The sequence below is a fragment of the Catelliglobosispora koreensis DSM 44566 genome (assembly GCF_000379685.1).
In the GTDB taxonomy this organism is placed as follows: domain Bacteria; phylum Actinomycetota; class Actinomycetes; order Mycobacteriales; family Micromonosporaceae; genus Catelliglobosispora; species Catelliglobosispora koreensis.
In genome coordinates, this window is the sequence record NZ_KB903255.1 from 1 (window position 1) to 23,097 (window position 23,097).

The 23,097-nt window shown below is 63.6% G+C and carries 19 protein-coding genes; 14 read left to right on the forward strand and 5 right to left on the reverse strand.

Annotation, left to right across the window (positions count from 1 at the left end; genetic code table 11):
* Positions 1 to 710: 710 nt before the first annotated feature.
* Positions 711 to 1,211 carry an endonuclease domain-containing protein gene (locus tag A3E1_RS47125; protein ID WP_245571230.1) on the forward strand — a complete coding sequence of 167 codons (501 nt, stop codon included), beginning with the start codon at positions 711 to 713 and terminating at the stop codon, positions 1,209 to 1,211.
* A gap of 78 nt (positions 1,212 to 1,289) precedes the next feature.
* Here A3E1_RS47125 and A3E1_RS0115880 read toward each other — a convergent pair whose 3' ends face one another.
* Genes A3E1_RS0115880 through A3E1_RS44790 form a run of 3 tightly spaced genes read right to left on the reverse strand, consistent with a single transcriptional unit; the run spans position 1,290 to position 4,155 of the window.
* Positions 1,290 to 2,213 carry a hypothetical protein gene (locus tag A3E1_RS0115880; RefSeq protein ID WP_020521772.1) on the reverse strand — a complete coding sequence of 308 codons (924 nt, stop codon included), beginning with the start codon at positions 2,211 to 2,213 and terminating at the stop codon, positions 1,290 to 1,292.
* Positions 2,214 to 2,255: 42 nt separating this feature from the next.
* A complete protein-coding gene (locus A3E1_RS44785) occupies positions 2,256 to 3,287 on the reverse strand; it encodes a hypothetical protein (RefSeq protein ID WP_157631551.1) in 1,032 nt (343 codons plus the stop codon).
* A 10-nt stretch (positions 3,288 to 3,297) separates the two neighbouring features.
* Positions 3,298 to 4,155, reverse strand: a complete 858-nt coding sequence (locus A3E1_RS44790; RefSeq protein WP_020521774.1) for a helix-turn-helix domain-containing protein — start codon at positions 4,153 to 4,155, stop codon at positions 3,298 to 3,300.
* Between the two features lie 112 nt (positions 4,156 to 4,267).
* On the opposite strand from A3E1_RS44790, the gene A3E1_RS0115895 reads away from it, so the two are divergent.
* Together A3E1_RS0115895 and A3E1_RS47705 are read left to right on the forward strand one after the other, a co-directional pair.
* Positions 4,268 to 7,798: a S8 family serine peptidase gene (locus A3E1_RS0115895; RefSeq protein ID WP_083929518.1), complete on the forward strand. Its 3,531-nt coding sequence runs from the start codon at positions 4,268 to 4,270 to the stop codon at positions 7,796 to 7,798.
* 54 nt (positions 7,799 to 7,852) lie between these two features.
* Complete coding sequence (locus tag A3E1_RS47705) at positions 7,853 to 8,023, forward strand: hypothetical protein (RefSeq protein WP_020521776.1); 171 nt, start codon at positions 7,853 to 7,855, stop codon at positions 8,021 to 8,023.
* Here the strand turns inward: A3E1_RS47705 and A3E1_RS0115905 are convergent.
* Complete coding sequence (locus tag A3E1_RS0115905) at positions 8,020 to 8,574, reverse strand: YbaK/EbsC family protein (RefSeq protein WP_211215940.1); 555 nt, start codon at positions 8,572 to 8,574, stop codon at positions 8,020 to 8,022. The genes A3E1_RS47705 and A3E1_RS0115905 overlap by 4 nt on opposite strands.
* A 31-nt stretch (positions 8,575 to 8,605) precedes the next feature.
* On the opposite strand from A3E1_RS0115905, the gene A3E1_RS40510 reads away from it, so the two are divergent.
* A complete protein-coding gene (locus A3E1_RS40510) occupies positions 8,606 to 8,944 on the forward strand; it encodes a DUF4190 domain-containing protein (RefSeq protein WP_020521778.1) in 339 nt (112 codons plus the stop codon).
* Here A3E1_RS40510 and A3E1_RS0115915 read toward each other — a convergent pair.
* Positions 8,941 to 9,306: a VOC family protein gene (locus A3E1_RS0115915; protein WP_020521779.1), complete on the reverse strand. Its 366-nt coding sequence runs from the start codon at positions 9,304 to 9,306 to the stop codon at positions 8,941 to 8,943. The genes A3E1_RS40510 and A3E1_RS0115915 overlap by 4 nt on opposite strands.
* Positions 9,307 to 9,329: 23 nt before the next feature.
* Between A3E1_RS0115915 and hemG the strand changes: the two genes are divergently transcribed.
* The 10 genes from hemG to A3E1_RS40520 all read left to right on the forward strand — a co-directional run bounded on the left by hemG (position 9,330) and on the right by A3E1_RS40520 (position 23,091).
* On the forward strand, positions 9,330 to 10,613 hold the full coding sequence (gene hemG / locus A3E1_RS0115920; RefSeq protein WP_040390951.1) for a protoporphyrinogen oxidase: 1,284 nt from the start codon (positions 9,330 to 9,332) through the stop codon (positions 10,611 to 10,613).
* Positions 10,601 to 11,296 carry a hydrogen peroxide-dependent heme synthase gene (hemQ, locus tag A3E1_RS0115925; protein WP_026208487.1) on the forward strand — a complete coding sequence of 232 codons (696 nt, stop codon included), beginning with the start codon at positions 10,601 to 10,603 and terminating at the stop codon, positions 11,294 to 11,296. Before hemG ends, hemQ begins: the two co-directional genes overlap by 13 nt.
* Before the next feature lie 60 nt (positions 11,297 to 11,356).
* Positions 11,357 to 12,334, forward strand: a complete 978-nt coding sequence (locus tag A3E1_RS0115930) for a LacI family DNA-binding transcriptional regulator (RefSeq protein ID WP_026208488.1) — start codon at positions 11,357 to 11,359, stop codon at positions 12,332 to 12,334.
* Positions 12,335 to 12,447: 113 nt separating this feature from the next.
* Complete coding sequence (locus tag A3E1_RS0115935) at positions 12,448 to 13,794, forward strand: extracellular solute-binding protein (RefSeq protein WP_020521783.1); 1,347 nt, start codon at positions 12,448 to 12,450, stop codon at positions 13,792 to 13,794.
* A 47-nt stretch (positions 13,795 to 13,841) separates the two neighbouring features.
* Positions 13,842 to 14,705, forward strand: a complete 864-nt coding sequence (locus A3E1_RS0115940; RefSeq protein WP_020521784.1) for a carbohydrate ABC transporter permease — start codon at positions 13,842 to 13,844, stop codon at positions 14,703 to 14,705.
* A gap of 3 nt (positions 14,706 to 14,708) precedes the next feature.
* A complete protein-coding gene (locus A3E1_RS0115945; protein WP_020521785.1) occupies positions 14,709 to 15,578 on the forward strand; it encodes a carbohydrate ABC transporter permease in 870 nt (289 codons plus the stop codon).
* A 3-nt stretch (positions 15,579 to 15,581) separates the two neighbouring features.
* On the forward strand, positions 15,582 to 17,153 hold the full coding sequence (locus A3E1_RS0115950) for a glycoside hydrolase family 13 protein (protein WP_020521786.1): 1,572 nt from the start codon (positions 15,582 to 15,584) through the stop codon (positions 17,151 to 17,153).
* A gap of 55 nt (positions 17,154 to 17,208) precedes the next feature.
* A complete protein-coding gene (locus tag A3E1_RS40515) occupies positions 17,209 to 20,601 on the forward strand; it encodes a discoidin domain-containing protein (protein WP_063825134.1) in 3,393 nt (1,130 codons plus the stop codon).
* A 109-nt stretch (positions 20,602 to 20,710) separates the two neighbouring features.
* The gene (locus tag A3E1_RS0115960) at positions 20,711 to 21,451 is read left to right on the forward strand and encodes an alpha/beta hydrolase family protein (RefSeq protein WP_026208489.1); all 741 of its coding nucleotides are present in this window, start codon (positions 20,711 to 20,713) and stop codon (positions 21,449 to 21,451) included.
* On the forward strand, positions 21,448 to 23,091 hold the full coding sequence (locus A3E1_RS40520; RefSeq protein ID WP_020521789.1) for a right-handed parallel beta-helix repeat-containing protein: 1,644 nt from the start codon (positions 21,448 to 21,450) through the stop codon (positions 23,089 to 23,091). Before A3E1_RS0115960 ends, A3E1_RS40520 begins: the two co-directional genes overlap by 4 nt.
* Positions 23,092 to 23,097 lie beyond the last annotated feature (6 nt).

Here is a 23,097-nt window from a genome sequence, read left to right on the forward strand (position 1 = left end):
CCCTCGCCCGCGCCCCGCCCCGCCCCTCGCCCGCGCCCCGCCCCGCCCCTCGCCCCCCTTTCTCGTGATCCACATCCCTTGAGACGTGATCAACGGGCGGTTTGATCACGTCAGTTGGGCTGTGGATCTCAGTTCGGGCTGTGGATCACGACTAAGTCGCAACGGCGGCCAGTCATCCACACCCTCCCGTTTGTCCACAGTGGACCAAGCGACGGTGTGGCGGACTGTTCGCTTTGTGATCTGTGCTGACGTGCATGGACCGTCAGCTCACTGAAGCGCTAAGGCGTGGTCACGGTGTCGTGACTGGGATCGGCTTGCCGAAGCGTGCCCTCGACAACGCTGTCCGTGCAGGGCACTTGTTGCGTTTGTTTCCAGGGATCTATGCAGATGCTGGATTGCTCATGCGCGTCTCGGCTGCTGGCAACCATCAGATCCGGTGTCGCGCTGCCGTCCTTTACACGCGTGGCACCGGTGCGGTCAGTCACATGTCAGCGCTTGCTATCTATGGCTTTCTTCCGCCGCCAGGCAAAGTGCACGTGACCGTTGAGAGTGGAAACAGACAGCGAGCCACACGGGGAATCGCTGTGCACCATCACTTTCCAGCCGGACTCAAAAGAACAACACGCGGCGGCGTCATCGTGACGACTGCGGCCGAGGCCGTGGTTTATGCGTTTCCACTCATGCGACCGGAGCCCAGGATCGGCTGCGTGATGGAGGTAATCACAGCGAATCTGGCTTCGACGGCGCAGATTCGCCGGTGTCTTGAGTCAGCCCCGCGCCTTCCGGGGCGCGGACAGCTCAGCAATGTCTTGGCACACATCGACGGTGGGTGCAGGAGCCTGCTTGAGATCTATGGCGCCGACCGAGTCTTCTCTGGCACGGGATTCAGGCACCTTAAGCGGCAACACCTGATCCGCATCGACGGCCGGACGTTTTATCTCGATGCGTTCGCCGAGTCGGAGGCGGTCGACTTCGAGCTTGACGGCGCGGCCTTTCACGGCAATGCGGTGCAGCGGGAGCGGGATCTAAAACGCGACGCGCTGTTGGCAACCGCCGGCATTCTCGTTGTGAGATTCAGCTATGCGCGGCTGATGACTGAACCTGATGCCGTCAGAGCGGAAGCTCTGAGGATTCTCGCGACCCGGCGTAGCCATCATCAACCCAGTCTTGATCCAGATCCCTGGACGAGATCCACATCCCAACCGACGTGATCAAACAGCCTTTCGATCACGTCCCAAGGGATGTGGATCACGAAAAGGGGTGGGCAGTCCGGGACAGGTGGGGTGGGGTTACTTGCCGGCGGAGGCGATGGTGACGGGGATGGGGAGTCCTTGGCGGACTTCGAGGACGGAGCGGTCGCCGAGCGGGGCGGCTAGGGTCGCGTCGGCTGTGCGTGGGTAGCCCATCGCTGTGCAGGCGAAGTTGGAGCCCATGGTCCCGGCGAAGGGTGTGGAGAGGATGACGATCACCACGGCGTTGGCGGATTCGACGGCGTAGGCGGAATAGTCGGTGCCGCACGGTTCGCTCGCGGGGCCTTGTGAGCCAATGAACGCGGCGGTCAGCTTCTTGCCGTCGGGCGATGCGGTCGCTGACTCGACGGACAGGCCGCCGGGTGCGTTGTTGGGATCCCACGGTGGTGGCGTGACAGTGATTCCGGCGGTGGGGCTGACCGCGACCCGGGTGACGATGACGCGCGTGCCGCTGAGAACGTATTCCCACACGGGAACAGTCGCCTTGCCGCGGCTGGTGGCAAGCTCCTTTGTGGACAGCCGGGCGTCCACTACTTCCAGTGGTTTGCAGCCGTCACAGGAACGGCCTGTCTGCATCGAGCGCAGGGTCTGCGCCGCCGACATCACTGGCACTTCCAACGACTTCCCGTCGGCCCATTGCACGCGAGCGTCAGCAGGCGCGCTTTCGGAAAGCCCGGCTTTGTCGACCAGAGCACCGGCGCTCAGCGCCATCTTGTTGTTGCCGCCGACGGCGTCTTCCCAGTTTCCAATTTGGTCGGTCAGTTCCCCGACGGGCACGAAGGACGGCTTGCCCTTGTTGGCGGCGACAGCGGCGTCCCAGCGGGCGAGGGCCTCCTTGGCGAGCTGATCAAGTTTGGCTTTGTCCTCCGCGGGCGCGGGCAGCCCGGGCGACCCGGCCTCGGGGGTCTGCTGCGCACACGCCACCAAGCTCAAACTGACAGCCAAAATCGCAAGTAGCCGCATTCTCATACCTGCTACGACGCACGGGCCACTGCAGAAGTTGCGTTACCCGAGCGCGGCCTTAGTTTCAGCGACGGGTGCGGAGGTTGCTGGAAGCACCGGCTGCCATTGCACCGAGGCGACCGCGGCACCGGTGCCGGCGGCGAACAGGAGCGAGCCGGCCCACAGCGTGGCCGGCCAGCCGACACCTTCGACGGCCGCATACGCGATGAGCTGCATCAGCCACGGCATCAGACCGGCGGCGAACCCAATGATCGGCAGCCCATAGCGCCAGGTGCGCCAGGGAGACTGGGCGATGAAGATGTCCACGATGAGCGCGCCCAAAGCGGCGGCGACTGCGCCCGGGATGAGCAGCGCCAAGCCCCAGCGTTCGGACATGGCGATGGACACGCCGAGCCCAGCGGCCAGGGTGAACACGGCATAGGTGCCGATGCGGTGGCGCCCGTCGCGGATCTGCCACATCACGGGAATGAGCAACAGCACCGTGGTCACGAGCAGGGCACCGACCCAGATCACGACGTCGAATTCGTCGCCGTCGAAGTAAGGGAAGGTCGGCGTCGCGGAACGGAACGGGGACAGGAAGTTCAGGAAGAAAGCACAGATCGCCGTGACTGACGTCAACGAGATCAATTCCGGCAGCGTCGGCGTGGAGGAAACGGCCCGTTGCGAGCGCCATCCCACCGTGCCCATGAGCAGAACGCCGGTCAACAGCACCAGGTGCGGCGGGCTGAGCAGGGCGTCGATCGATGCTTCGATGCCGAGCAGGGTGTGCCAGAGCATGTCGCCCGCTCCGCCGACGGCGAAGATGGTCACGCCAATCGCGCCACCGCGATAGCCGGGTGGGAGGCGATAGAACGTGCTCAGGGCTGGTTCTCCGGCCACGCGCACCCGGAGCAGCTGCCAGCCAATCCAAGCGGCGAAGGCCAGCACGCCTGAGTAGAAAGACGCGTGCCACGGGGTGAAGAACGTTTCGAGCTCCGGCACGTGCACGTGTGCCCAGCCGTCGATGTAGATCCCGGTGATGATCCACAGCCCGATAAGGGAGGTGATCAGGTCACGGCGCCAGGCACTGGTCAACACATGCTCCTTAAGAGAGCCATTCACGTTCTCTGGCCCACCATCCTAACTGGAGGCGCGAGTGTGCACCGGTCACCTGCATTAAGCGCTGAACCCGGCGCGCGACCGTGCGGCGGCTCATGCCCAGCCGTGCCCCGGCCGCGTCGTCGGTGAGACCGGCGACAAGCAGGGATAGCAGAGAGCGGTCGACAGTGTCCAAAGCGGACTCATGAGCCATCGGTGTCGCGATGGTCCACACGGCGTCAAAGAGCGCACGCAAGGCGTTGAGCAGGTTGCCTGGCCGCACGATGAGGGCGGACCGGTCGAGCGGGAGCAGGGCACTCTTATTGTCGGCAAGCGCTAGATTCGCTGGTACCCCATGGTGTAACCGGGTTTGAACGCCCTCGCCATAAGACGGCGCCGCGGCAGAGGCCTCAACGACGACCTGCATGGCCAAGCCGGGAACAGCGATCGAGGAGGGCATCAGGTCGGGCGAACGCACGAGCATGCGGAGCTCATCGTTGGCGGCGAGGTGAAGCTGCCGCAAGGCGAGCGACAGGGAAAGCACGACGATTTGGTCATCGCGTTCGTCGAGGGCGCGCGAGCGTAACTCGGCTCCCAGCTGGGAAGCGCTAGTGCGGATGAGCTCAAGGTCCTGCTGCCGTTGGCGGACCAAGTGTTCGACCCCGATCTCGACTGGAATCGCGAGCACCAGGTCGGCGGAAAACTGCGCGAGACCGAAGCCCGTCAGCCGGTCGACGGAGTCCTTGATCGTCCGCCGGCTCATGCCGGTGACAACGGCCAATGTGGACACAGATGCCGGGCCAAACCGGAGCAGTTGCAGATAAATCTGCTCGTCTGTTCGGTCGATCCCCAACGCTTCGAACATCCATCACCCCCTGGACGTTTGGATTCTACGGCGATGGCACGTTCGTGTCATGTCACATATGAGACGCTGTCAATATCTTCTGCGATCAATGCCACGTTGGCAGTGTCGGCGCATGACTGTTCTTACCGCCCGTGTTCGTTTGAGCACTGTCCTAACCGGGGTAATAGCCCTGGCCTTATTAGGCAGCCCACCGGCTGCTCACTCGGCACCGTCAACAGACGGCAAGGTGGCGGCTGCGGTGCGTGCAGCTGCCGAAAAGAGCGAGAAGGTCACCTTCTGGGTGACGTTCCACGCTAAGGCCAGTCTCGCGGGCGCGGCTGCCAAGGGCACCAAGGCTGAAAAGGGTGCCGAAGTGCGCCGGTCCAAGATGGAGACCGCCAACGTCTCCCAGGCCGGGGTACGCCAGCTGCTGGACAGTGCGGGGGCTGATTACCGGCCATTCTGGATCTCTAACCGGATCCACGTGACCGGTGACGCCAAACTGATTGATCTCATCGCCTCGCGCGCTGAGGTTGCTTCCATCGAGGAGCAGAAGAGCATCACGCTGCCCGAACCCACCGTGTCTCCGACCGAGGAGCCAAACGCGACCGAGTGGGGCCTGGACAACATCGGCGCACCTGCCGTGTGGTCCACCCTTGGTACGCGGGGTGAAGGCATCGTCGTGGCCAACATCGACACCGGGGTCGACTTCGACCACCCGGCTCTCGCGGCTAAGTACCGCGGGGTCCAGGCCGGTGGCGGTCTCGACCACAACTACAACTGGCACGACCCGTCGAACATCTGTCCCGGCGACGTGCCCTGCGACAACAACGACCACGGCACCCACACCATGGGCACCATGGTCGGCGATGACGGTGGCAGTAACCAGATTGGCGTTGCCCCCGGCGCCAAGTGGATCGCGGCCAAGGGTTGTGAAACCAACTCCTGCTCCGACGCCGCACTTCTGTCCTCCGGTGAGTGGATCGTCGCCCCGACGGACCTGGCCGGGCTGAACCCGCGCCCAGACCTCGCACCGGACATCGTGAACAACTCCTGGGGTGGCGCGGGCTTCGACCCGTGGTACCAGGACATCGTTGATTCGTGGAACGCGGCCGGAATCTTCCCGGCGTTCTCCAACGGCAACGCTGGCCCTTCTTGTAACTCCAGCGGCTCACCGGGTCTGTACAACAACAGCTACTCGACGGGTGCCTACGACATCAACAACGCCATCGCCTCGTTCTCCAGCCGGGGACCGGGTCTCAATGGCGACATCAAGCCCAACGTGGCCGCCCCGGGCGTGAACGTCCGGTCCTCTGTGGACGGTGGCGGTTACGGCAACTTCAACGGGACGTCGATGGCGTCGCCGCACACCGCCGGAACGGTCGCGCTCATGTGGTCGGCCGCGCCAGCGTTGCGTGGAGACATCAACGCCACCCGGGCTCTCATCGACTCGACCGCGACCGACGTGGACGCCACGACCTGTGGTGGCACGGCGGCCGACAACAACGTGTTCGGTGAAGGCCGGCTCAACGCCCTTCAGGCTGTGACGCAGTCGCCGCGTGGCGACCTCGGCTCGCTGTCTGGCGTCATCACCAGTGGCGGCTCACCGTTGGCGGGTGCGACTGTCGTCGCGACCGGGCCGATCACGCGCACGACCACCAGCGCCGCGGACGGGACGTACTCGTTCCCGAACCTGAGCGTTGGCACGTACAGCGTTACCGCGTCGAAGTATGGCTATGCCTCAGCGACCGGCAGCGCGACCATCACGACTGGCGGAACGGCCACGCTGAACCTCGACCTGACCGCGGCCGCTAGTGCCACAGTCAGTGGAACGGTCACCAGCTCGGGTGCCGCTGTCGCGGGTGCGACGGTGAAACTCGTTGGTACGCCGCTGGAAACCACCACCAACGCGGCCGGCTTCTACAGCCTGACCGCACCGCAGGGCAGCTATACGCTGTCCGTCGCGTCAACCCTGCGTTGCGCCGACTCCGTCAGCCAGGCGCTGGAACTAACGGCGGACGTGACCGTCAACGTCAGCCTGCCACTGCGCACCGACACCTTCGGTTACGCCTGTGGTTCGGCCGGTGGCACGTACCCGAGTCTGTCCACTTTGGTCAGCCTCACCGGTGACGACCAGATCGCGACCGTCCCACTGCCGTTCCCGATTCCGTTCTACGGCACCTTGTACAACAACGTCACCATCAGCACCAACGGCAACGCGGCACTGGCCGCGGGAGCCACGTCACTGTCCAATGTGGCGCTTCCGAGCACCTCGCTGCCCAACGGCGCGGTCTACCCGTTCTGGGACGACTTCATCGTTGACGCTAGCGCCGGTGTTTACACGGGCGTCGTGGGCTCGGCACCGAACCGCAAGTTCGCCATCGAATGGCGCAACGTGCGCTTCTACGCTGACGCCGCACAGCGGTTGTCGTTCGTCGCCGAAATCGGTGAAGACGGCACGGTTACGTTCCGCTACAAGGACATTGGAGCCGGTCTCGAGAACGGTAACAGTGCCACCATCGGTCTGGAGAACGCCGCGGGCACCGACGCGTTCCAGTATTCGTTCAACACCGCAGTGGTGACGGACGGGCTGGCGATCGGTTTCAACACCACGAAGCACGGTGTGGTCCGGGGCACCGTGACGGACGCCAACGACGGCTTGCCCGTCAGCGGTGCCACCGTCTCGTTCGACTCCGGTGGCTCGGCGACGACCGGTGCCGATGGGGTCTACCTCGCGCAGATCCCGTCTGGTGACCGCAGCCTGACCGCGAGCAAGGCCAGTTACGAAACCAAGACCGTCGCGGTGGCTCTGGCCGCCGGAACTGTCGCGGTGACGAACATCAGCCTGCGTACCGCCCGCGTCACCGCGAACCCGGCACAGCTGGAAATCGTGGTGCCGGCCGGTGAGTCTCGTGTTCGGACAGTCACCATCGCTAACACCGGTGGCCTGCCCACTCCGCTGACCCTTAGCGAAGTTGGCGGCGATATCCCGTGGCTCGGCGGCTCTCTCGCGGCGAGTTCACTGGCTCCGGGCGCGACGACGAAACTGACCGTCGCCGTGGACGCGACCGGGTTGACCCCGGGCGCCGTTTACGTTGGCGCGCTTCAGATCACGTCGGAAAGTGGCCGGTCACCGAACCTGCAAATCCCGGTGAAGCTCATCGTTCCCGGATTCCAGATCGGCCTCGACGCGGGCAGCAACAACAGCCACGTCGACCCGTCTGGTGACACGTGGGTGAAGGACCGTAAGTACGTCGCGACCGCTGGGGGCAGCTGCGGTTACCAAGGCACCAGTTCGATCGTGACGACGAACAAGACCATCACCGGCACCGACGACCCGGCTCGCTTCGCCAACGCTCGCGAAGGCATGTACGAGTACCGGTGCGACGGTCTGGAGAACGGTACCTACACGGTGGAGCTCAACTTCGCCGAGATCGCGAACAAGGACCCGAACAAGCGGCTCTTCGATGTCATCATCGAGGGCCAGCTCGTTTTGCCGGCGCTTGACATCTCCCTTGAGGTGGGCAAGAACCGGGCGCTGACCAAGACCTTCACGGTCACGGTCACCGACGGTGTGATGAACATCCGGTTCATCACCCGCACCGGGTTCGGTAAGCCGATCGTCAGCGCGCTGCGCGTTACGCACCGCCCTGACCTGCTCTAAACACTGCTGAAAAGGCGGCTTCCCCGGTTGGGGGAGCCGCCTCATACTGTGCCTATGACCGAGCGGTTCACCGATGAGGAACTGGCGTACTTACGGCACGTGCGTTTTGGAGAGCTGCCCGAGCGGGTTCAGCCAGAGGAATATGTCGAGCTGACAGAGACCGAAGTCCCGCACCAGGTGCCGGACGATGCGGTCGGCTTAGACCAGATCCGCTATATCGCTTAAATTCCCAGTCCCACCAAGGTTTGCGCGCCCGGGACAGCTGAAAGCAGCTTTCCGGGCACGATCAGCTTCGCGCGCCTGCGGCCACTGCCGATAATCACATAGGGCGTACTAGAAACCTGCGCGTCAATCAATAAGGCCCACGGCTCGGGCAGCCCGATCGGCGTGATCCCGCCGTATTCCATCCCGGTCTGCTCTACCGCGTAGTCCATCGAGGCGAAGGAAGCCTTCCGCGCCTCAAAGTGCTTGCGCACCAAGCCATTCACATCCGCTTTGGTGCTAGCCAAGATCACACATCCGGCGTAGGTCACCGCTTCACCGCGTTTGGCGGCGACGACGACACAGTTGGCCGAAGCCTCCGCCGCGACGTCATAGGCGGCGCAGAAGTTGGCCGTGTCGGCGAGGTCAGGATCGGTGTCGACGACAAGGACCTCGTCAGCGTGGCCCGGCCAGGCGGCCAGCGCGGACGACACGGCTGGGGCGACCAGGTCAGGGCGCTCAACGGCCCGCCAGGCTTGCTCAAAGTTTCCCAGTGGAGCTTGCACGTGCCCCATCATATTGCCCGGTGATGCGACACTGTGACGCATGACCGAGCCCACCTCGCCGCAGCCTGTGCCCCCGGAGCAGCCGCCTCCGCCCCCGCCTGGACCCTACGCCCCGCAATACGGCGGATATCCCTATGCGCCTCCGTTCAACACCTACGCGATTCTCGCGTTGGTGCTGGCGATCGCCGTCTTGCCTCCGCTGGGGATCTACTTTGGATACAAGGCGAAGGAGCAGATCGCGGCGACCGGGGAACGCGGCGTCGAGCTGGCGACAGCGGCGATCGTGATCGGCTGGGTGCTGACAAGCATCTATGTGCTTATGTGCTGCTTCATGGGCGCCATGTTCAGCATTCCGCTGTTCGCCAACGCGGCCGTTTAACGCTCCTGCATCAGCACGAGGACATGGCCGTCTGGATCATTGAAGGCGGCCATCCACAATTCCATCGCATCGTCTCGGTGCACCGCGTGTGGCTTGTCCACAAACGACACCCCGGCCTCGGTGAGCCGGGCGTATTCGGCGTCGATGTCGGCGACGGTGAAGTAGAGAACGTTCTTGCTCGTGAACTCCGGCTTCTCCGGCACACCTAGGTAGAGCCGCACGTCACCGCTGGCGAAGAAGGCCATCGCCTGGCCGGGAACTTCGAAAAGCAGTGTTATGCCAAGCACATCGCGATAGAAAGCCACTGAGCGGGCGAGGTCGGTCACGCTCACATGGATCTGTCCCAGCGGTCCGAGGGCCATACGCACAGGGTAGCGTGGCCAGCGTGGGGCACAACGTAGTTGTCATCGGCGGGGGGATAGCCGGGCTGACGAGCGCGCTGCGGCTGGCGCAGGCGGGCAAGAAAGTGACGCTGATCGAAGGATCGCGGCACCTCGGCGGCAAGCTCAGAACCGTTGACGGGTGGGAAGCGGGCGCGGAGAACTTCCTGATGCGCGACCCGGCCGGTGGCCCGAGCGCGGCGGTCCGGCTGGTGAAAGAGCTGGGGTTAGAAGACGAATTGCGCCACCCGGAGCCGCTGAAGGCCGGGCTCTATGTCAACGGCCAGTTGCGGCCCCTGCCCACCGGCACGTTGCTAGGCATTCCCGGCCCGCAGGCCGCCTTGGAAACCATCGCCACCGTCACCGCGACGGACACCGACAGCGGCAAACCCGTGCTCGCCTCAGACGCGGCGGTCGGCAAGCTAGTCCGCGAAAGGTTTGGCGCCGAAGTCGTTGACCGGCTTGTCGATCCACTCCTCGGCGGGGTCTACGCGGGACGCGCTGACGAGCTGTCGATCGCCGCGACGATGCCAGGCCTGTACCAGCACCTCCTCCACGAACACACGCTTGCCGCCGCTGTCGCGAAGGCAATGGCCAACAGCAAGGCGCATCAGCAAAAGCACGTCTTCGGCACGGTCGCGAGTGGACTGTCCACGCTCGTGAACGCTATCGCGCAACGCTTGCCTAGCATCAAAACCGGTGTCCCGGTGCGGTCTCTGTCCGAAGTGGACGCTGACGGCATCGTGCTGGCCTTGCCAGGGAGTAAGGCACGCCGCCTTTTGGAGCCCCGCATCGCGGCCGAGCTAGGTGACTTGCCATATGCGAGCGTCGGTCTCGTGACGGCGGAATTTCCCCGCTTTGACGTGCCGGAGTTGACGGGTTTCCTCGTACCAGCAACGGAAGGTCTGGCTATTAAAGCCGCGACCTTCTTCACTCAGAAGTGGGCCCACCTGGCCGGGGAACATGTCCGTGTCCGGCTGAGCCTGGGGCGGGCCGGCGAGCCAGAGGCGCTGCAGCACGACGACGCTGACCTCACCAAGCGCGCGCTGCACGATCTGGAGACAGTCCTTGGCGCGCTGCCGAAACCAGTGCGCACACGGGTGGACCGATGGGGTGGCGGGCTGCCGCAATACGCCCCGGGTCATGTCGATCGGGTGGCGCGTGCGCGGGCCCTGTTGCCAGGAAATATCGCGCTGGCAGGCGCGGCATATGACGGCGTTGGCATCCCGGCGTGTATCGCCTCCGGGGAAAGAGCGGCTCAGAGCCTTCTGGAAGGATGGGACACATGACGAACGCGGCCAGGATCAAGGAACTCAACGACACCATTCGCTACACGATGTGGTCGGTGTTCCAGGCGTCCGATCCGTTGCCTGCCTACCGTGAGGACGTTTCTGACGAGGTCGAGCGACTGTTCGGCGAGCTCAAGAACGTGACCGTGCGTGGAACCTATGACCTGTCAGGCTTGCGTGCCGACGCCGACTTGATGGTGTGGTGGCACTCGGAATCGTCAGACGCGTTGCAGGAGGCCTACTCCCGGTTCCGGCGCACCAGCCTCGGGCGGACGCTCAAGCCGGTCTGGTCGCAGATGGCGTTGCACCGCCCGGCCGAGTTCAACAAGTCGCACATCCCAGCGTTCCTCGCCGACGAGCAACCGCGCGCTTATATCTGCGTCTACCCGTTCGTGCGCTCGTATGAGTGGTACCTGCTGCCCGACGAACAGCGGCGGGACATGCTCGCTGAACACGGCAAGATGGCCCGCGGTTACCCCGACGTCCGGGCGAACACGGTCGCGAGCTTCGCCCTCGGCGACTACGAGTGGATGCTGGCGTTCGAAGCCGACGAGTTGCACCGCATCGTCGATCTCATGCGCGACTTGCGGGCCTCGACCGCCCGCCGCCACGTGCGCGAAGAGGTCCCGTTCTACACCGGCCGCCGCCTGCCGATCAGCGAAATAGTGGCCGCGCTCCCATAACGCTAGATTTCTGCAAGACCGTGCAAGCTATTTGCACGGGCTTGCTTTATGCTTGCGGTCATGACGCGCAGACTGGCCGAAGTCGCCAAGTATGTTGGGGTCAGCGAGGCCACCGTGAGCAGGGTGCTTAACGGCCGCCCCGGGATCTCCGACTCCACCCGCAACGCCGTGCTGACGGCGCTGGATGTGCTGGGTTACGAGCGGCCGGTGAAATTGCGCGGGCAGCGTGCTCGGCTCGTCGGGCTCGTGCTGCCTGACCTGCTCAATCCCATCTTTCCCGCCTTCGCCGACGTCGTTGGTGGAGCGCTGGCGAAGAAGGGCTTCACGCCTGTCCTGTGCACACGCACTACGGATGGTGTGGCCGAGGCCGATTACGTTGACATGTTGCTTGAACAGCACGTCTCCGGTGTCATCTTCGCTGGTGGCAACTATGCCCAGGCTGATGCCGACCATGAGCACTACCGGCGTTTGCTCCAACGTGGACTGCCCGCGATCTTGGTCAACGCCTCGATTGACGGGCTTGGCTTCCCACGTGTTTCGGCCGACGACTCGGTCGCGGTCGAGCAGGCATATGGGCACCTCACGAGCCTGGGACACGAGCGTATCGGGCTCATCCTCGGGCCCCGTGACCACATGCCCTCGCAGCGCAAATTCCGTGCGTTCCAAGGCGATGAGAAGCTCGTCGAGCGGACCATTTTCTCTATGGAAGGCGGGCACTCCGCCGCCAGCCGCCTGATCGATCGTGGGGCCACCGGCCTGATCTGTGCCAGTGATGTGCTCGCCCTCGGCGCGGTCAGAGGAGCGCGGCGAGCCGGGCTCAGCGTTCCGGATGATGTCTCCATCGTCGGTTACGACGATTCCGCGGTGATGACGTGTACCGATCCGCCACTCACCACGATCCGCCAGCCGATCGAGGCGATGGGCCAGGCGGCGGTCGCGCTCCTGGTAGCGGAGGTTGCGGGCAGTCCCGTGGTTGCCGACGAGCTTCTCTTCGATCCAGAACTAGTTGTTCGCGGAAGCACGGCATCAGCGCATTAAGTTTTTGCAACGACCTCTAGACTTCTTGCGAACTTCAGTCTTAGTCTTCTCCGCAACGTCGCTGGCACGAAACCTCAAGGTGACGTCCCTGAAATAGGAGAGGACTTCTACTAATGGACAGAAGGACGTTCAGCAGGACGCTCGGCGTCGTGCTGGCCGCGAGCCTCGCGACTACGGCTGCGGCCTGTAGCGAGGAGCCCGAGACCCCGTCGGGTCCGGTCACGATTACCGTTAACGGGTTGCCGCCCGAGACCAATGCTGAACTGCGCAAGACCTTCCTCGATGACGTCAAGGAGTTCGAGGCCGCCAACCCTGACATCAAGATTGATGCCAAGGAAGGCACCATGGACGCCCAGACGTTCCCGGCGAAGCTGGCCGGTGGGCAGCTTGAGGACGTCTTCCACGTCTGGTTCACCACCCCAGCCGACCTGATCGCGCGTAAGCAGGCCGCTGATCTGTCGCCGTACACCAAGGAATTCCCGGCCTTCCAGCAGCTGCGCCCCGACCTGCTGAAGATTTTCAGCAGCGCTGACGGCAAGGTCTACGGCATCCCGACCGAGCAGTACACGCTTGGCCTTATCTACAACCGCGCTCTGTTCAAGGCCGCTGGCCTTGACCCGGAGAAGCCGCCGACGACGTGGGAAGAAGTCCGCACCTCGGCCAAGGCGATCGCCGCGCTGGGCAACGGAACCGTTGGCTACGGCGAATACAGCAAGAGCAACACCGGTGGCTGGCACTTCACCGCCGAGATGTTCTCGCGTGGTGGCGAGGTCGTCGAGAAGTCTGGCGACACCTACAAGGCCGCGTTCAACAACGCGACCGGCAAGGCCCTGCTGCAGGATCTGTACAACATGCGCTGGGTGGACAACTCCATGGGTGAGAAGCAGCTTCTGGAGTGGGTCGACCTCGTGCAGATGATGGGCGGCGGCAAGCTTGGCATGAACGTTGGTGCCCCGGACAGCCTCGTCCCGATGATCACGCAGTACAACGCGAAGAAGGAAGACATCGGCATCGCCCCGATCCCCGGTGCGAAGGGCACGCTGACCGGTGGCGCTGGCTACATGATCAACGCGAAGGCGACGCCGGAGAAGATCCGCGCTGGCATCAAGTGGATCCTGTTCAAGTTCGCCAACCCGGACCGCATCGAGAAGGCGCACAAGTCGGCCGCTGACGCGAAGGCTGTCGTTGGCCTGCCGGAGCCGAACCTGTGGGGTGCCGGTGACGCCAAGGCGAAGACCGAAGCCGCGCGCAAGCAGTACGGCAACGTTCCCGCCGACAACTACAAGACCTTCGTGGCCAACCCGGTCGCGCTGAAAGTCGAGCCGCCCAAGGCGCAGGAGATCTACGCCGTGCTCGACAACTGCATGGCGAAAGTCCTGACGGACAAGAACGCCAATGTCGACCAGCTCCTGGCTGAGGCCGAGAAGCAGGTCAACTCGATCCTGGCCACCGTTAAGTAACCACTTAGGGCCACCGCTTCGGCGGTGGCCCTACCTAGGAGCCGACCGTGGTCAAGCTAAAGAACCAGCTCACCGCTTATGGGCTGATGGCACTGGGCATCGTGATCTTCGCGGTGTTCTCGTGGTATCCGCTGGCGCGCGGAATTGTGCTCAGCTTCCAGCAGTGGAACTTCATCACTGACCCCGAATTCGTGGGGCTGGACAATTATGAGCTCATCTTCAACGACCCTCTGTTTTGGACAGCCTGGTGGAACACGCTGAAGTTCACGCTTATCGCGCTGGCTCTCGGCTATGTCGTTCCCTTCGCCCTGGCGGTAATCATCAACGAGGCTAGGCACGCCAAGGGTTTCTTCCGCACCGCGATCTACTTGCCGCTGATGCTTCCGCCGATCGTCGTGGTCATCCTCTGGAAGTACTTCTACGATCCGGGCAACGGTGTGCTCAACGCGGCGCTGCGGGGCGTCGGACTGCCCGAATCGCAATGGCACCAAGGGTCGACCACGGCCATCCTCAGCCTGGTGATCGTGTCGACGTGGGCCAATATGGGTGGCGCGTTCATCATGTATCTGGCTGCCCTGCAAAACATCCCGGGTGAGCTTTACGAAGCGGCCGAGATAGAAGGCGCCGGGATCTGGCGCCGCCTGTGGCACGTGACGATCCCGAACATGCGCTTCATCATGCTGGTGCTGCTGCTGTTGCAAGTCGTTGCCACGATGCAGGTTTTCATCGAGCCGTTCGAGCTGACGGGAATCACCAATCAGGACACCATCACCGTGATGGTGCTCATCTACCGGTACGCCTTCGTGGTCAATCAGGACTTCGGCATGGCGGCGGCGATGAGTGTGCTCCTGTTCATCGTGCTGGGTGTGTTCTCTGCCCTCTATCTGCGCCTGACGCGGGATTCGGAGTAGCTGATGGAATCCGACGTTCGCACCCTGATCTCGCCGATCCTGCTCAAGCGGCACAAGGTCTTGTACTTCGCGACGCTCACGTTCTTCGTGCTGCTGTTCGCGGTCGTGTTCTTCTTCCCGCTCTACTGGATGATTACCGGTGCGGTGAAGGATCCGCAGGAGCTCATTCAGCCGACGCCGACGCTGATTCCCGAGTCGTTCTATCCAGGCACTTACCTTGACGCGTGGCGTGAGCTGAAGATTGGCAAGTTCCTGCTCAACACCGCGATGTATGCCGGCGGTGCCTGGATTCTTCAGCTCCTCGTGGATGTCCCGGCGGCCTACGCGTTGTCGAAACTGCGGCCGTGGGGTGGCAAGCTGGTCCTGGGCGCGATGCTGGCGACGCTGATGTTGCCGATGACCGCGTTGCTCATTCCGGCATATCTGGTCGTGACCAACCTCGGTCTGCTGAACACTCCTTGGGCGATCTGGCTTCCGGCCGCCGCCAACGCTTTCAACATCTATGTGCTCAAGCGCTTCTTCGATCAGATCCCCAAGGACCTGCTCGACGCTGCGGAGATCGATGGCGCGGGCAAGATTAGAATGCTGTGGAGCGTTGTGCTTCCGCTGTCGCGCCCTGTGCTGGCTGTCGTGTCGATTCTCGCCATTATTGGCGCCTGGAAGGATTTCCTCTGGCCTTTGCTCGTGCTTCAGGAAGAAGGAACCCGCAACATCAGTGTCGCGCTGCATTACATGGCGGGCACCAGTGGCGTTACCCCGTTCAACCAGATGCTCGCGGGACTGGTCATCGCGAGTGTCCCGATGATCGTGGTCTTCGTGTTGTTCCAGCGCCACATTCTCAGCGGCCTGTCGGCCGGCGGCATGAAAGGTTAATTGATGTCTTCGCAGATGTCTCCACAGTGGTGGCGCTCGGCGGTCATTTACCAGGTGTATCCGCGCAGTTTCGCCGATGGCAACGGCGACGGGGTCGGCGATCTCGCGGGTGTGCGTAACCGGTTGCCCTACCTCAAGAAGCTCGGGGTAGACGCGCTTTGGTTCACGCCCTGGTATGCCTCGCCGCTGGCGGATGGCGGTTACGACGTCTCCGACTATCGCGCGATCGACCCTCTGTTCGGCGATCTGGAGGAGGCGGAGCGGCTCATCGCTGAGGCGCATGCCCTGGGGATCGGCATCATCGTCGACATCGTTCCCAATCACATCTCCGATCAGCACGTCTGGTTCCAGGAAGCGTTGCAGGGTAAGGGACGAGACCGGTTCTGGTTCGTGGATGAGCCCGTTAACCGGTGGATTTCAGAGTTCGGGGGACAGCCGGGAAACGTGTGGACACAGGTCCCGGATGGACAGTGGTATCTGCATTTGTTCGATCCGGCGCAGCCCGACTTGAACTGGACGCACCCCGAAGTACACGCCGAATTCGAAGCGGTGCTGCGGTTCTGGTTCGACCGTGGCGTGGACGGCATCCGGATCGACTCGGCGGGCTTGCTCGTCAAGGAGCCCGATCTCGCCGACTATGCCGAAGGCCAGCCGCATCCGTTCCGTGACCGCGATGAGGTGCACGACATCTACCGCCGCTGGCGGCAGATCGCTGAAGAATATGGCAATCGTGCCTTCGTCGGCGAGGTGTGGATGCCCGATCCGGTGCGGTTCGCCAATTACCTGCGCCCCGATGAGCTGCACACCGCTTTCAACCTGGAATTCCTCTGCTGTGCTTGGGATCCGGAGAAGCTGCGGCAGGTCATCAACAACACACTCGACAGCCACGCGCCGGTTGGTGCTCCGGCGACCTGGGTGCTGTCCAATCACGACGTGACGCGTCCGGTCACGCGTTATGGCCGCGAAGACACCGCCTTTAGCTTCGCCACCAAAACCCATGACACCCCAACAGACCTTGATTTGGGTACTAGGCGAGCCCGCGCTGCGGCACTATTGATGCTTGGATTGCCCGGTTCGGCATACATCTACCAGGGTGAAGAGCTCGGCCTGTGGGAAGTCGAGGACATCCCGGCTGATCTGCGGCAGGACCCGATGCGGTTGCGTTCCACGGGCACTGACCCGGGCCGCGATGGCTGCCGCGTTCCCTTGCCCTGGTCGGGTGATCAGCCGCCCTTTGGCTTTAGCCCGACCGACGTCGCCAAGCCGTGGTTGCCGCAACCAGCGGCGTGGAAGGCGTACACGGTGGAGGCGCAAACGGGTGACCCGCACTCGATGCTGGAGCTTTACCTGTCGGCTTTGCAGTTGCGGCGCGACTTCCAGGACGCCGATTTCGCCTGGGCGCCAAGTGAACCGGACGTCCTCGCGTTTCGCCGCGGCGAGCATCTGATCGTGGTGAACCTGTCGCCCAACGCGGTGGAGTTACCTGAACACACCGAAGTTCTGCTGACGAGCCGCTTCCTCGCTGGAGACCGGCTGCCGCCGGACGCAGCGGTCTGGCTGCGCTCGGGTTCTTAGCAACGTGTCCTAGTCATAGCAAGCCCTTACGTCCCCCCAAGAAGGGTTGTGCAAGATGCAAGGCCGCAATAGAAGGATCACCGCCGCGGTGGCTGCCGTTCTGGCAGCCGCGGCGGTGACCGTGACCGCAGTTCTTGTCAGTGCTTCGCCGGCGACGGCTGCCGGGGTGCCCGCCCGGTCCTACTGGAATATCCCGGGCCGTGGCGCCACCGTTCCCTTTGCGGAGCACGAGGCCGAATACCAGCCGACGAACGGCACGCTGGTTGGCCCGGACCGCTACTACACGACGCTTGCCTCGGAAGCCTCGGGACGCCAGGCGATCACGCTGGACGCGGTCGGGGAATACGTCGAGTTCACCCTGTCGGCTCCCGCCAACGCGATGGCGTTCCGTTACTCCATTCCGGACGGTAACGGTGGCGCGGGGCGTGACGCCGCGATCGATGTGCGGGTCAACGGAAACGTGCTTAAGAGCGTGCCCGTGACATCGCGCTTTGGCTGGTATTACGGCGGCTACCCGTTCAATAACAACCCTGGTGACACAAATCCGCACCACTTCTATGACCAGGTGCGCACGCTCTTCGGCACGACCTACCCGACCGGGACGAAGATCCGGCTTCAGGTCGCGTCGACGGCCCAGTCGCCAAGCTTCACCATAGACCTCGCCGACTTTGAAAACGTCGCTGGCCCGATCGCCAAGCCCACCAACGCGATTGACGTTGTGGCCGACTTCGGAGCCGACCCCACCGGCGGCACCGCCGATCAGACGGCGAAGTTTCAGGCGGCCGTGAACGCTGGTCAGGCCCAGGGCCGCGAGGTCTATATCCCGGCGGGCAAATACACGCTGTGGGACCACGTTGTCGTGGACCAGGTCACGCTGCGCGGCGCGGGCATGTGGCATTCGGAGCTGAAAGGCCGGCACCCCACGGATCGCAAGCGGGCTGTTGGCGTCTACGGCAAATACGTCAACGGCGGCGGGTACACCGGTGAGATTCGCCCGCACGAAGGCGGTGGGCCTTCCCGCAACGTGACCCTCAAGGACTTCGCCATCATCGGTGACATCCGCGAGCGTGACGATGACTTCCAGGTCAACGCGATCGGCGGGGCGATGACCGACTCGGTCATCGAGCGGGTCTGGATGGAGAACACCAAGTGCGGGGCCTGGATGGACGGCCCGATGGACAACCTGATCATCCGGGATTCGGTGATCGTGGACCAGATCGCTGACGGCGTGAACTTCCACGTTGGCGTCACGGATTCGGCTGTCACCAACACCTTCGTACGCAACACCGGTGACGACGGCCTGGCCATGTGGGCGCAGAGCGTTCCCAATGAGCGCAACAAGTTCAACCGCAACACGGTCGTTCAGGTGATCCTCGCCAACAACATCGTGACTTATGGCGGCCGCGACATCGAGATCACCGACAACGTCACGGCTGACTCGCTGACCAACGGCGGTGGCATCCACGTCGCCAACCGCTATCCGGGGGTCAACGGCCCGACCGCGGTGCAGGGCGTGACCACGGTGGCCCGAAACACCCTGGTCCGCAATGGAAACAGTGACTACAACTGGCAGTTCGGGGTAGGGGCGATCTGGTTCAGCGGGCTCAACGAGCCGATCAACGCGACGGTCAATGTCACCGACACGGACATCTTTGACAGTTCGTATGCGGCGCTGATGTGGATCGAAGGGCAGACGCGGACGGTCAATTTCACCAACGTGCGTATCGACGGCGCGGGAACGTATGCGCTGCAGATCCAGTCACCGGGTGCGGCGACTTTCACCAACGTGACGGCCACGAACATCGCTCAGGGGCCAGACAACCTGATCCATAACTGCGTGGGATCCGGGTTCACCATCACGCAGGGTTCCGGTAACTCGGGCTGGTTCGACTCCACTCCCTACTGTGGACCGTGGCACACGCCAAACTGGGGCACCCCAACGCCTCCAACGACTCCGCCGACCTCGAATCCGCCCAGCCAGGGCCAGCTTCAGCTGTCGCAGAGTTCGCTCATCTTCGGCACGCAGAACATCGGCACCACCAGTGCCGCCCAGACGGTGACGGTCACGAACCCGAGCAGCACCGCGGTCAACATCAGCGGGATCGCCGCTAGTGGTGACTTCGCCCGGACGACCACGTGTGGCGCGACGCTCAACGCTGGCGCTTCATGCGTCATCAGCGTCACGTTCACCCCGACGGTCAGCGGCACGCGCAGTGGACAGCTGAGCATCGGCAGCGATGCGCAAGGCAATCCGCATATCGTCAATCTGAGTGGCACCGGTTTCGACCCGGCGGGCAATCTCGCACAGGGCAAACCCGCCAGTGCGACCAGCCAGAATGGGCCGTATTCGCCAGCGAACGCTGTCGATGGCGATGCCAGCACCTATTGGGAGAGCGCGAACAACGCGTGGCCACAATCGATCACGGTTGACCTCCTCGCGGCATACAACGTCAACCGGGCCGTGGTGAAGCTGCCGCCGCCCGCCGCGTGGGGACCGAGGACGCAGACGTTCTCCGTGCACTGCTCCACCAACGGTTCCACCTACTCCCAGGTGGTGGCCCCGGCCGGGCACGCTTTCAACCCGGCGACCGGAAATAGTGTGTCGCTTAGCTTCCCGTCCACGAGTTGCCGGCAGGTGCGCCTGACCTTTACCGGGAACACGGGCTGGCCCGCGGCACAGGTGTCGGAGTTCGAGGTTTACGCCGGTGGCCAGCCGCCGGTGGGCCCGCAGCTGTCGCTGAGCGCGAGCAGTCTCGCCTTCGGCAACCAGGCCGTGAACACGACCAGCGCGCCGCAGAACGTCACGGTCACCAACACCGGTAATGGCGCGGCGAGTCTCGGTGCCATCAACGTCACCGGCAACTTCGCCCGCACCACCACCTGTGGCGCGACGCTTAACGCCGGTGCCTCATGTTCGGTCGCGGTCACGTTCACACCCACGTCGGCGGGCACGAAGTCCGGCACGGTGAGCTTCACGAGCAACGCGTCGGGCAGCCCGCACACGGTCAATCTGTCGGGCAACGGCACGGTCGCCAACACCAACCTGGCGCTGAACAGGCCGACGACTGAGAGCGGTCACGTGCAGAACTACGGCTCGGGCAATGCTGTCGACGGCAACCAGGGATCCTATTGGGAGAGCCTGAACAACGCGTGGCCGCAGACAATCACGGTCGACCTCGGCGCCAGCACCACGGTCGGCCGGGTCGTGCTCAAGCTGCCCACCAACTGGGGCGACCGCAACCAGACCCTGTCGATTCTGGGTTCTGCCACCGGTTCCATGTTCACGACCGTGCAGGGCTCAGCGCAGTACACGTTTAGCCAGGCGGCTGGCAACGTCGTCACCATCACCTTCTCGCAGACCAGTCAGCGGTTCATTCGCCTGAGCTTCACGGCGAACACGGGCTGGCCGGCGGGACAGGTTTCCGAATTCGAGGTGTACGCCTCATAAGCCAGGCGGGTCGGCGCGTGGATGCACCGCTGACCCGTACTGAAACCCCTGGCGCTGCTCCCCACGAGCGGAGGGGAGCAGCGCCAGGCCTTACCCAACGGGGGCCGTTATGCGGATGGCACTGACAGTGCTGGTGATTGCCGCACTCGCCGGATGTAGCACGGCGAAGCCGGTGGCAGTGCCGAGTGTGACGGCGAAAGCGCCGGGGGCGAACTGCCCGGGCGCGGTGCTAGACAGCGAACAAGTGCGGTTCGGCAAAGAGAACGCGCTCGCCGGTGCTCTCATCGGCGAGGGGAAGACCGGCCTGATCCTCGCACACATGGCCCCAGGTTCCCTTTGTGACTGGCTGCCCTACGGTCGTGCCATCGCGGAGCGCGGCTACAAGGTGCTCGCGTTTGACTTCAATGGTGCCGGGTCGTCGGCGTTCACCGCGCGGAAGAACGACCTCGATGTGGCCGAGGCGGTGATGTTCCTGAGACAGCAAGGTGTTTCGGCGGTGGTGCTCATGGGCGCGTCACGCGGCGGCACAGCTGTCGTCACCGCGGGCTCCAAAGTGGACCCGCCGGTCAATGCGGTCGTCAGCCTTTCGGCGCCGGCTGCGTTCGCGGGCATGGACGCCCGGGAGGCGGCAGCGAAACTGGCCGTGCCGGTGCTCTATGTGGCCGCGGAACTGGACGGGACCTATGCCGAGCAAGCCAAAGAGCTATATGAGCTAAGCAAAGGCAGCAAAGACCGGCGGCTGACGATTGTCGCCGGAAGCATTCACGGTGTCCCGCTGATGGTGCCGAGTGTCGACCTCGAAGCCGGAACAGCGGTGACCGCGTTTCTGAAAGCGAATGTGCCGTCATGAGACGAAGCCTTGTCGTCCTCCTGCTGTTGGTGGCTGGCTGCGAGAGCACCGCGCCACCGGCGGCGCAGGAGCCGCCAGCGAAACTTGCCTTCGCCCAACAGGGGCGTGGCGCGACTGTCCCGTTCGTGGAATATGAGGCGGAGTCAGCTGACTTCACGGGCAAACGCATCGGGCCCGACCGGACCGCTAAAACCCTTGCGGGCGAAGCGTCCGGGCGGATGGCCGTGACATTGTCCAAAGGCGACAGCCTGACGTTCACGCTTGTGCAGCCGGCGAATGCCGTCACGGTTCGCTACAGCGTGCCTGACGGAACCGAAGGCGTGCTCAAGGTCAACGACACCGAGCTCAAGCTGACGGCCAAATACGCTTGGTACTATGGCGGATTCCCGTTCAGCAACGACCCGTCGAAGGGTTCGCCGCATCACTTCTACGATCACGTGCGCGGTCTGCTCGGCCAAACCGTCGCTGCTGGCGGCAAAGTGACCCTGAGCTGTGAGTGCACGATCGACCTCGCCGACTTTGAAATGGCGCCAGCAGCACTCGAAAAGCCGGAAGGCTCAACGTCCATTGTGGACTTCGGTGCCGACCCCACGGGTGCGAAGGACTCCAGCGACGCTATCCAGCAAGCCCTGAGCACTGGTGACGCCTGGATCCCAGCGGGCACATTCAAGGTGACCCGGCACCTGATCGCCAACAGGACCAAGCTGCGCGGCGCGGGCGGGTGGCACAGCACGCTAACGGGAGCTGGCGTCGGCGTTTATGGCGACCACAGCCAAGGCGTGCACTTGAGCGGCTTCGCCATTATCGGTGAAGTCACCGAGCGTGACGACCACGCCCAGGTCAACGGCATCGGGGGCGCGCTGGGCGGAGGTTCGGTGGTGGAGAACCTGTTCATCCAGCACACCAAGGTCGGCCTCTGGCTCGACGGCCCGTTCAGTGGGCTGACAGTCAGAAACAACAGAATCTTCGACACGACCGCTGACGGGCTGAATCTGCACCAGGGCATCAGCGAAACGGTCGTCGAGCACAACGTCATTCGCAATACGGGCGATGACGGCTTGGCTATGTGGTCGGACCAGAACGCGAATCACCACAACACGTTCCGCTTCAACACCGTCCAGCTGCCACTGCTCGCCAACGGAATCGGCATCTACGGCGGCCATGACAACACCGTGGAAGCCAACATCATCGCCGACATTCTCATCGAAGGAGCTGGCGTGCAGGTGGCCAACCGGTTCAGCGGAACGGTGCCGTTGAGCGCGACGACGGTGCTAAAGGACAACACCGTGCTACGAGGCGGGTCGAAGTTCGCCGGCATTCAGGCTGATGTTGGTGCGTTCTTCCTCTTCGGCAAAGACTCCGCGATCACCGGTGCGATCACCCTCTCCGGCAACTCCACAATGGACAGCTCGTTTTCCGGTCTGCACCTCTACGGCTCGTCAATGTCGCAGGTAACCGTTGAGCGGCTGACCGTCCAGGCTCCCGGCACCGTCGGCATCCAGGTCCAGTCGATGGGCGCGGCCACGGTCACCAAGAGCCGCGTCGAAGGCGGCGTGTACCTCTGTAAGGACGCCTTACCCTTCACCCTCACCGTGGCCGACAGCACCGGCCTCGACACGCCAGCCTGTGAAGGGATCTAAGCTAGG

Bases quoted from the DNA above. Each gene is read 5' to 3' on its own strand.
- A3E1_RS47125 (WP_245571230.1), top strand. From the start codon at position 711: ATGGAGGTAATCACAGCGAATCTGGCTTCGACGGCGCAGATTCGCCGG.
- A3E1_RS0115880 (WP_020521772.1), bottom strand. From the start codon at position 2,213: ATGCGGCTACTTGCGATTTTGGCTGTCAGTTTGAGCTTGGTGGCGTGT.
- A3E1_RS44790 (WP_020521774.1), bottom strand. From the start codon at position 4,155: ATGTTCGAAGCGTTGGGGATCGACCGAACAGACGAGCAGATTTATCTG.
- A3E1_RS0115895 (WP_083929518.1), top strand. From the start codon at position 4,268: ATGACTGTTCTTACCGCCCGTGTTCGTTTGAGCACTGTCCTAACCGGG.
- A3E1_RS47705 (WP_020521776.1), top strand. From the start codon at position 7,853: ATGACCGAGCGGTTCACCGATGAGGAACTGGCGTACTTACGGCACGTG.
- A3E1_RS0115905 (WP_211215940.1), bottom strand. From the start codon at position 8,574: ATGGGGCACGTGCAAGCTCCACTGGGAAACTTTGAGCAAGCCTGGCGG.
- A3E1_RS40510 (WP_020521778.1), top strand. From the start codon at position 8,606: ATGACCGAGCCCACCTCGCCGCAGCCTGTGCCCCCGGAGCAGCCGCCT.
- A3E1_RS0115915 (WP_020521779.1), bottom strand. From the start codon at position 9,306: ATGGCCCTCGGACCGCTGGGACAGATCCATGTGAGCGTGACCGACCTC.
- hemQ (WP_026208487.1), top strand. From the start codon at position 10,601: ATGGGACACATGACGAACGCGGCCAGGATCAAGGAACTCAACGACACC.
- A3E1_RS0115930 (WP_026208488.1), top strand. From the start codon at position 11,357: ATGACGCGCAGACTGGCCGAAGTCGCCAAGTATGTTGGGGTCAGCGAG.
- A3E1_RS0115935 (WP_020521783.1), top strand. From the start codon at position 12,448: ATGGACAGAAGGACGTTCAGCAGGACGCTCGGCGTCGTGCTGGCCGCG.
- A3E1_RS0115945 (WP_020521785.1), top strand. From the start codon at position 14,709: ATGGAATCCGACGTTCGCACCCTGATCTCGCCGATCCTGCTCAAGCGG.
- A3E1_RS0115950 (WP_020521786.1), top strand. From the start codon at position 15,582: ATGTCTTCGCAGATGTCTCCACAGTGGTGGCGCTCGGCGGTCATTTAC.
- A3E1_RS40515 (WP_063825134.1), top strand. From the start codon at position 17,209: ATGCAAGGCCGCAATAGAAGGATCACCGCCGCGGTGGCTGCCGTTCTG.
- A3E1_RS0115960 (WP_026208489.1), top strand. From the start codon at position 20,711: ATGCGGATGGCACTGACAGTGCTGGTGATTGCCGCACTCGCCGGATGT.
- A3E1_RS40520 (WP_020521789.1), top strand. From the start codon at position 21,448: ATGAGACGAAGCCTTGTCGTCCTCCTGCTGTTGGTGGCTGGCTGCGAG.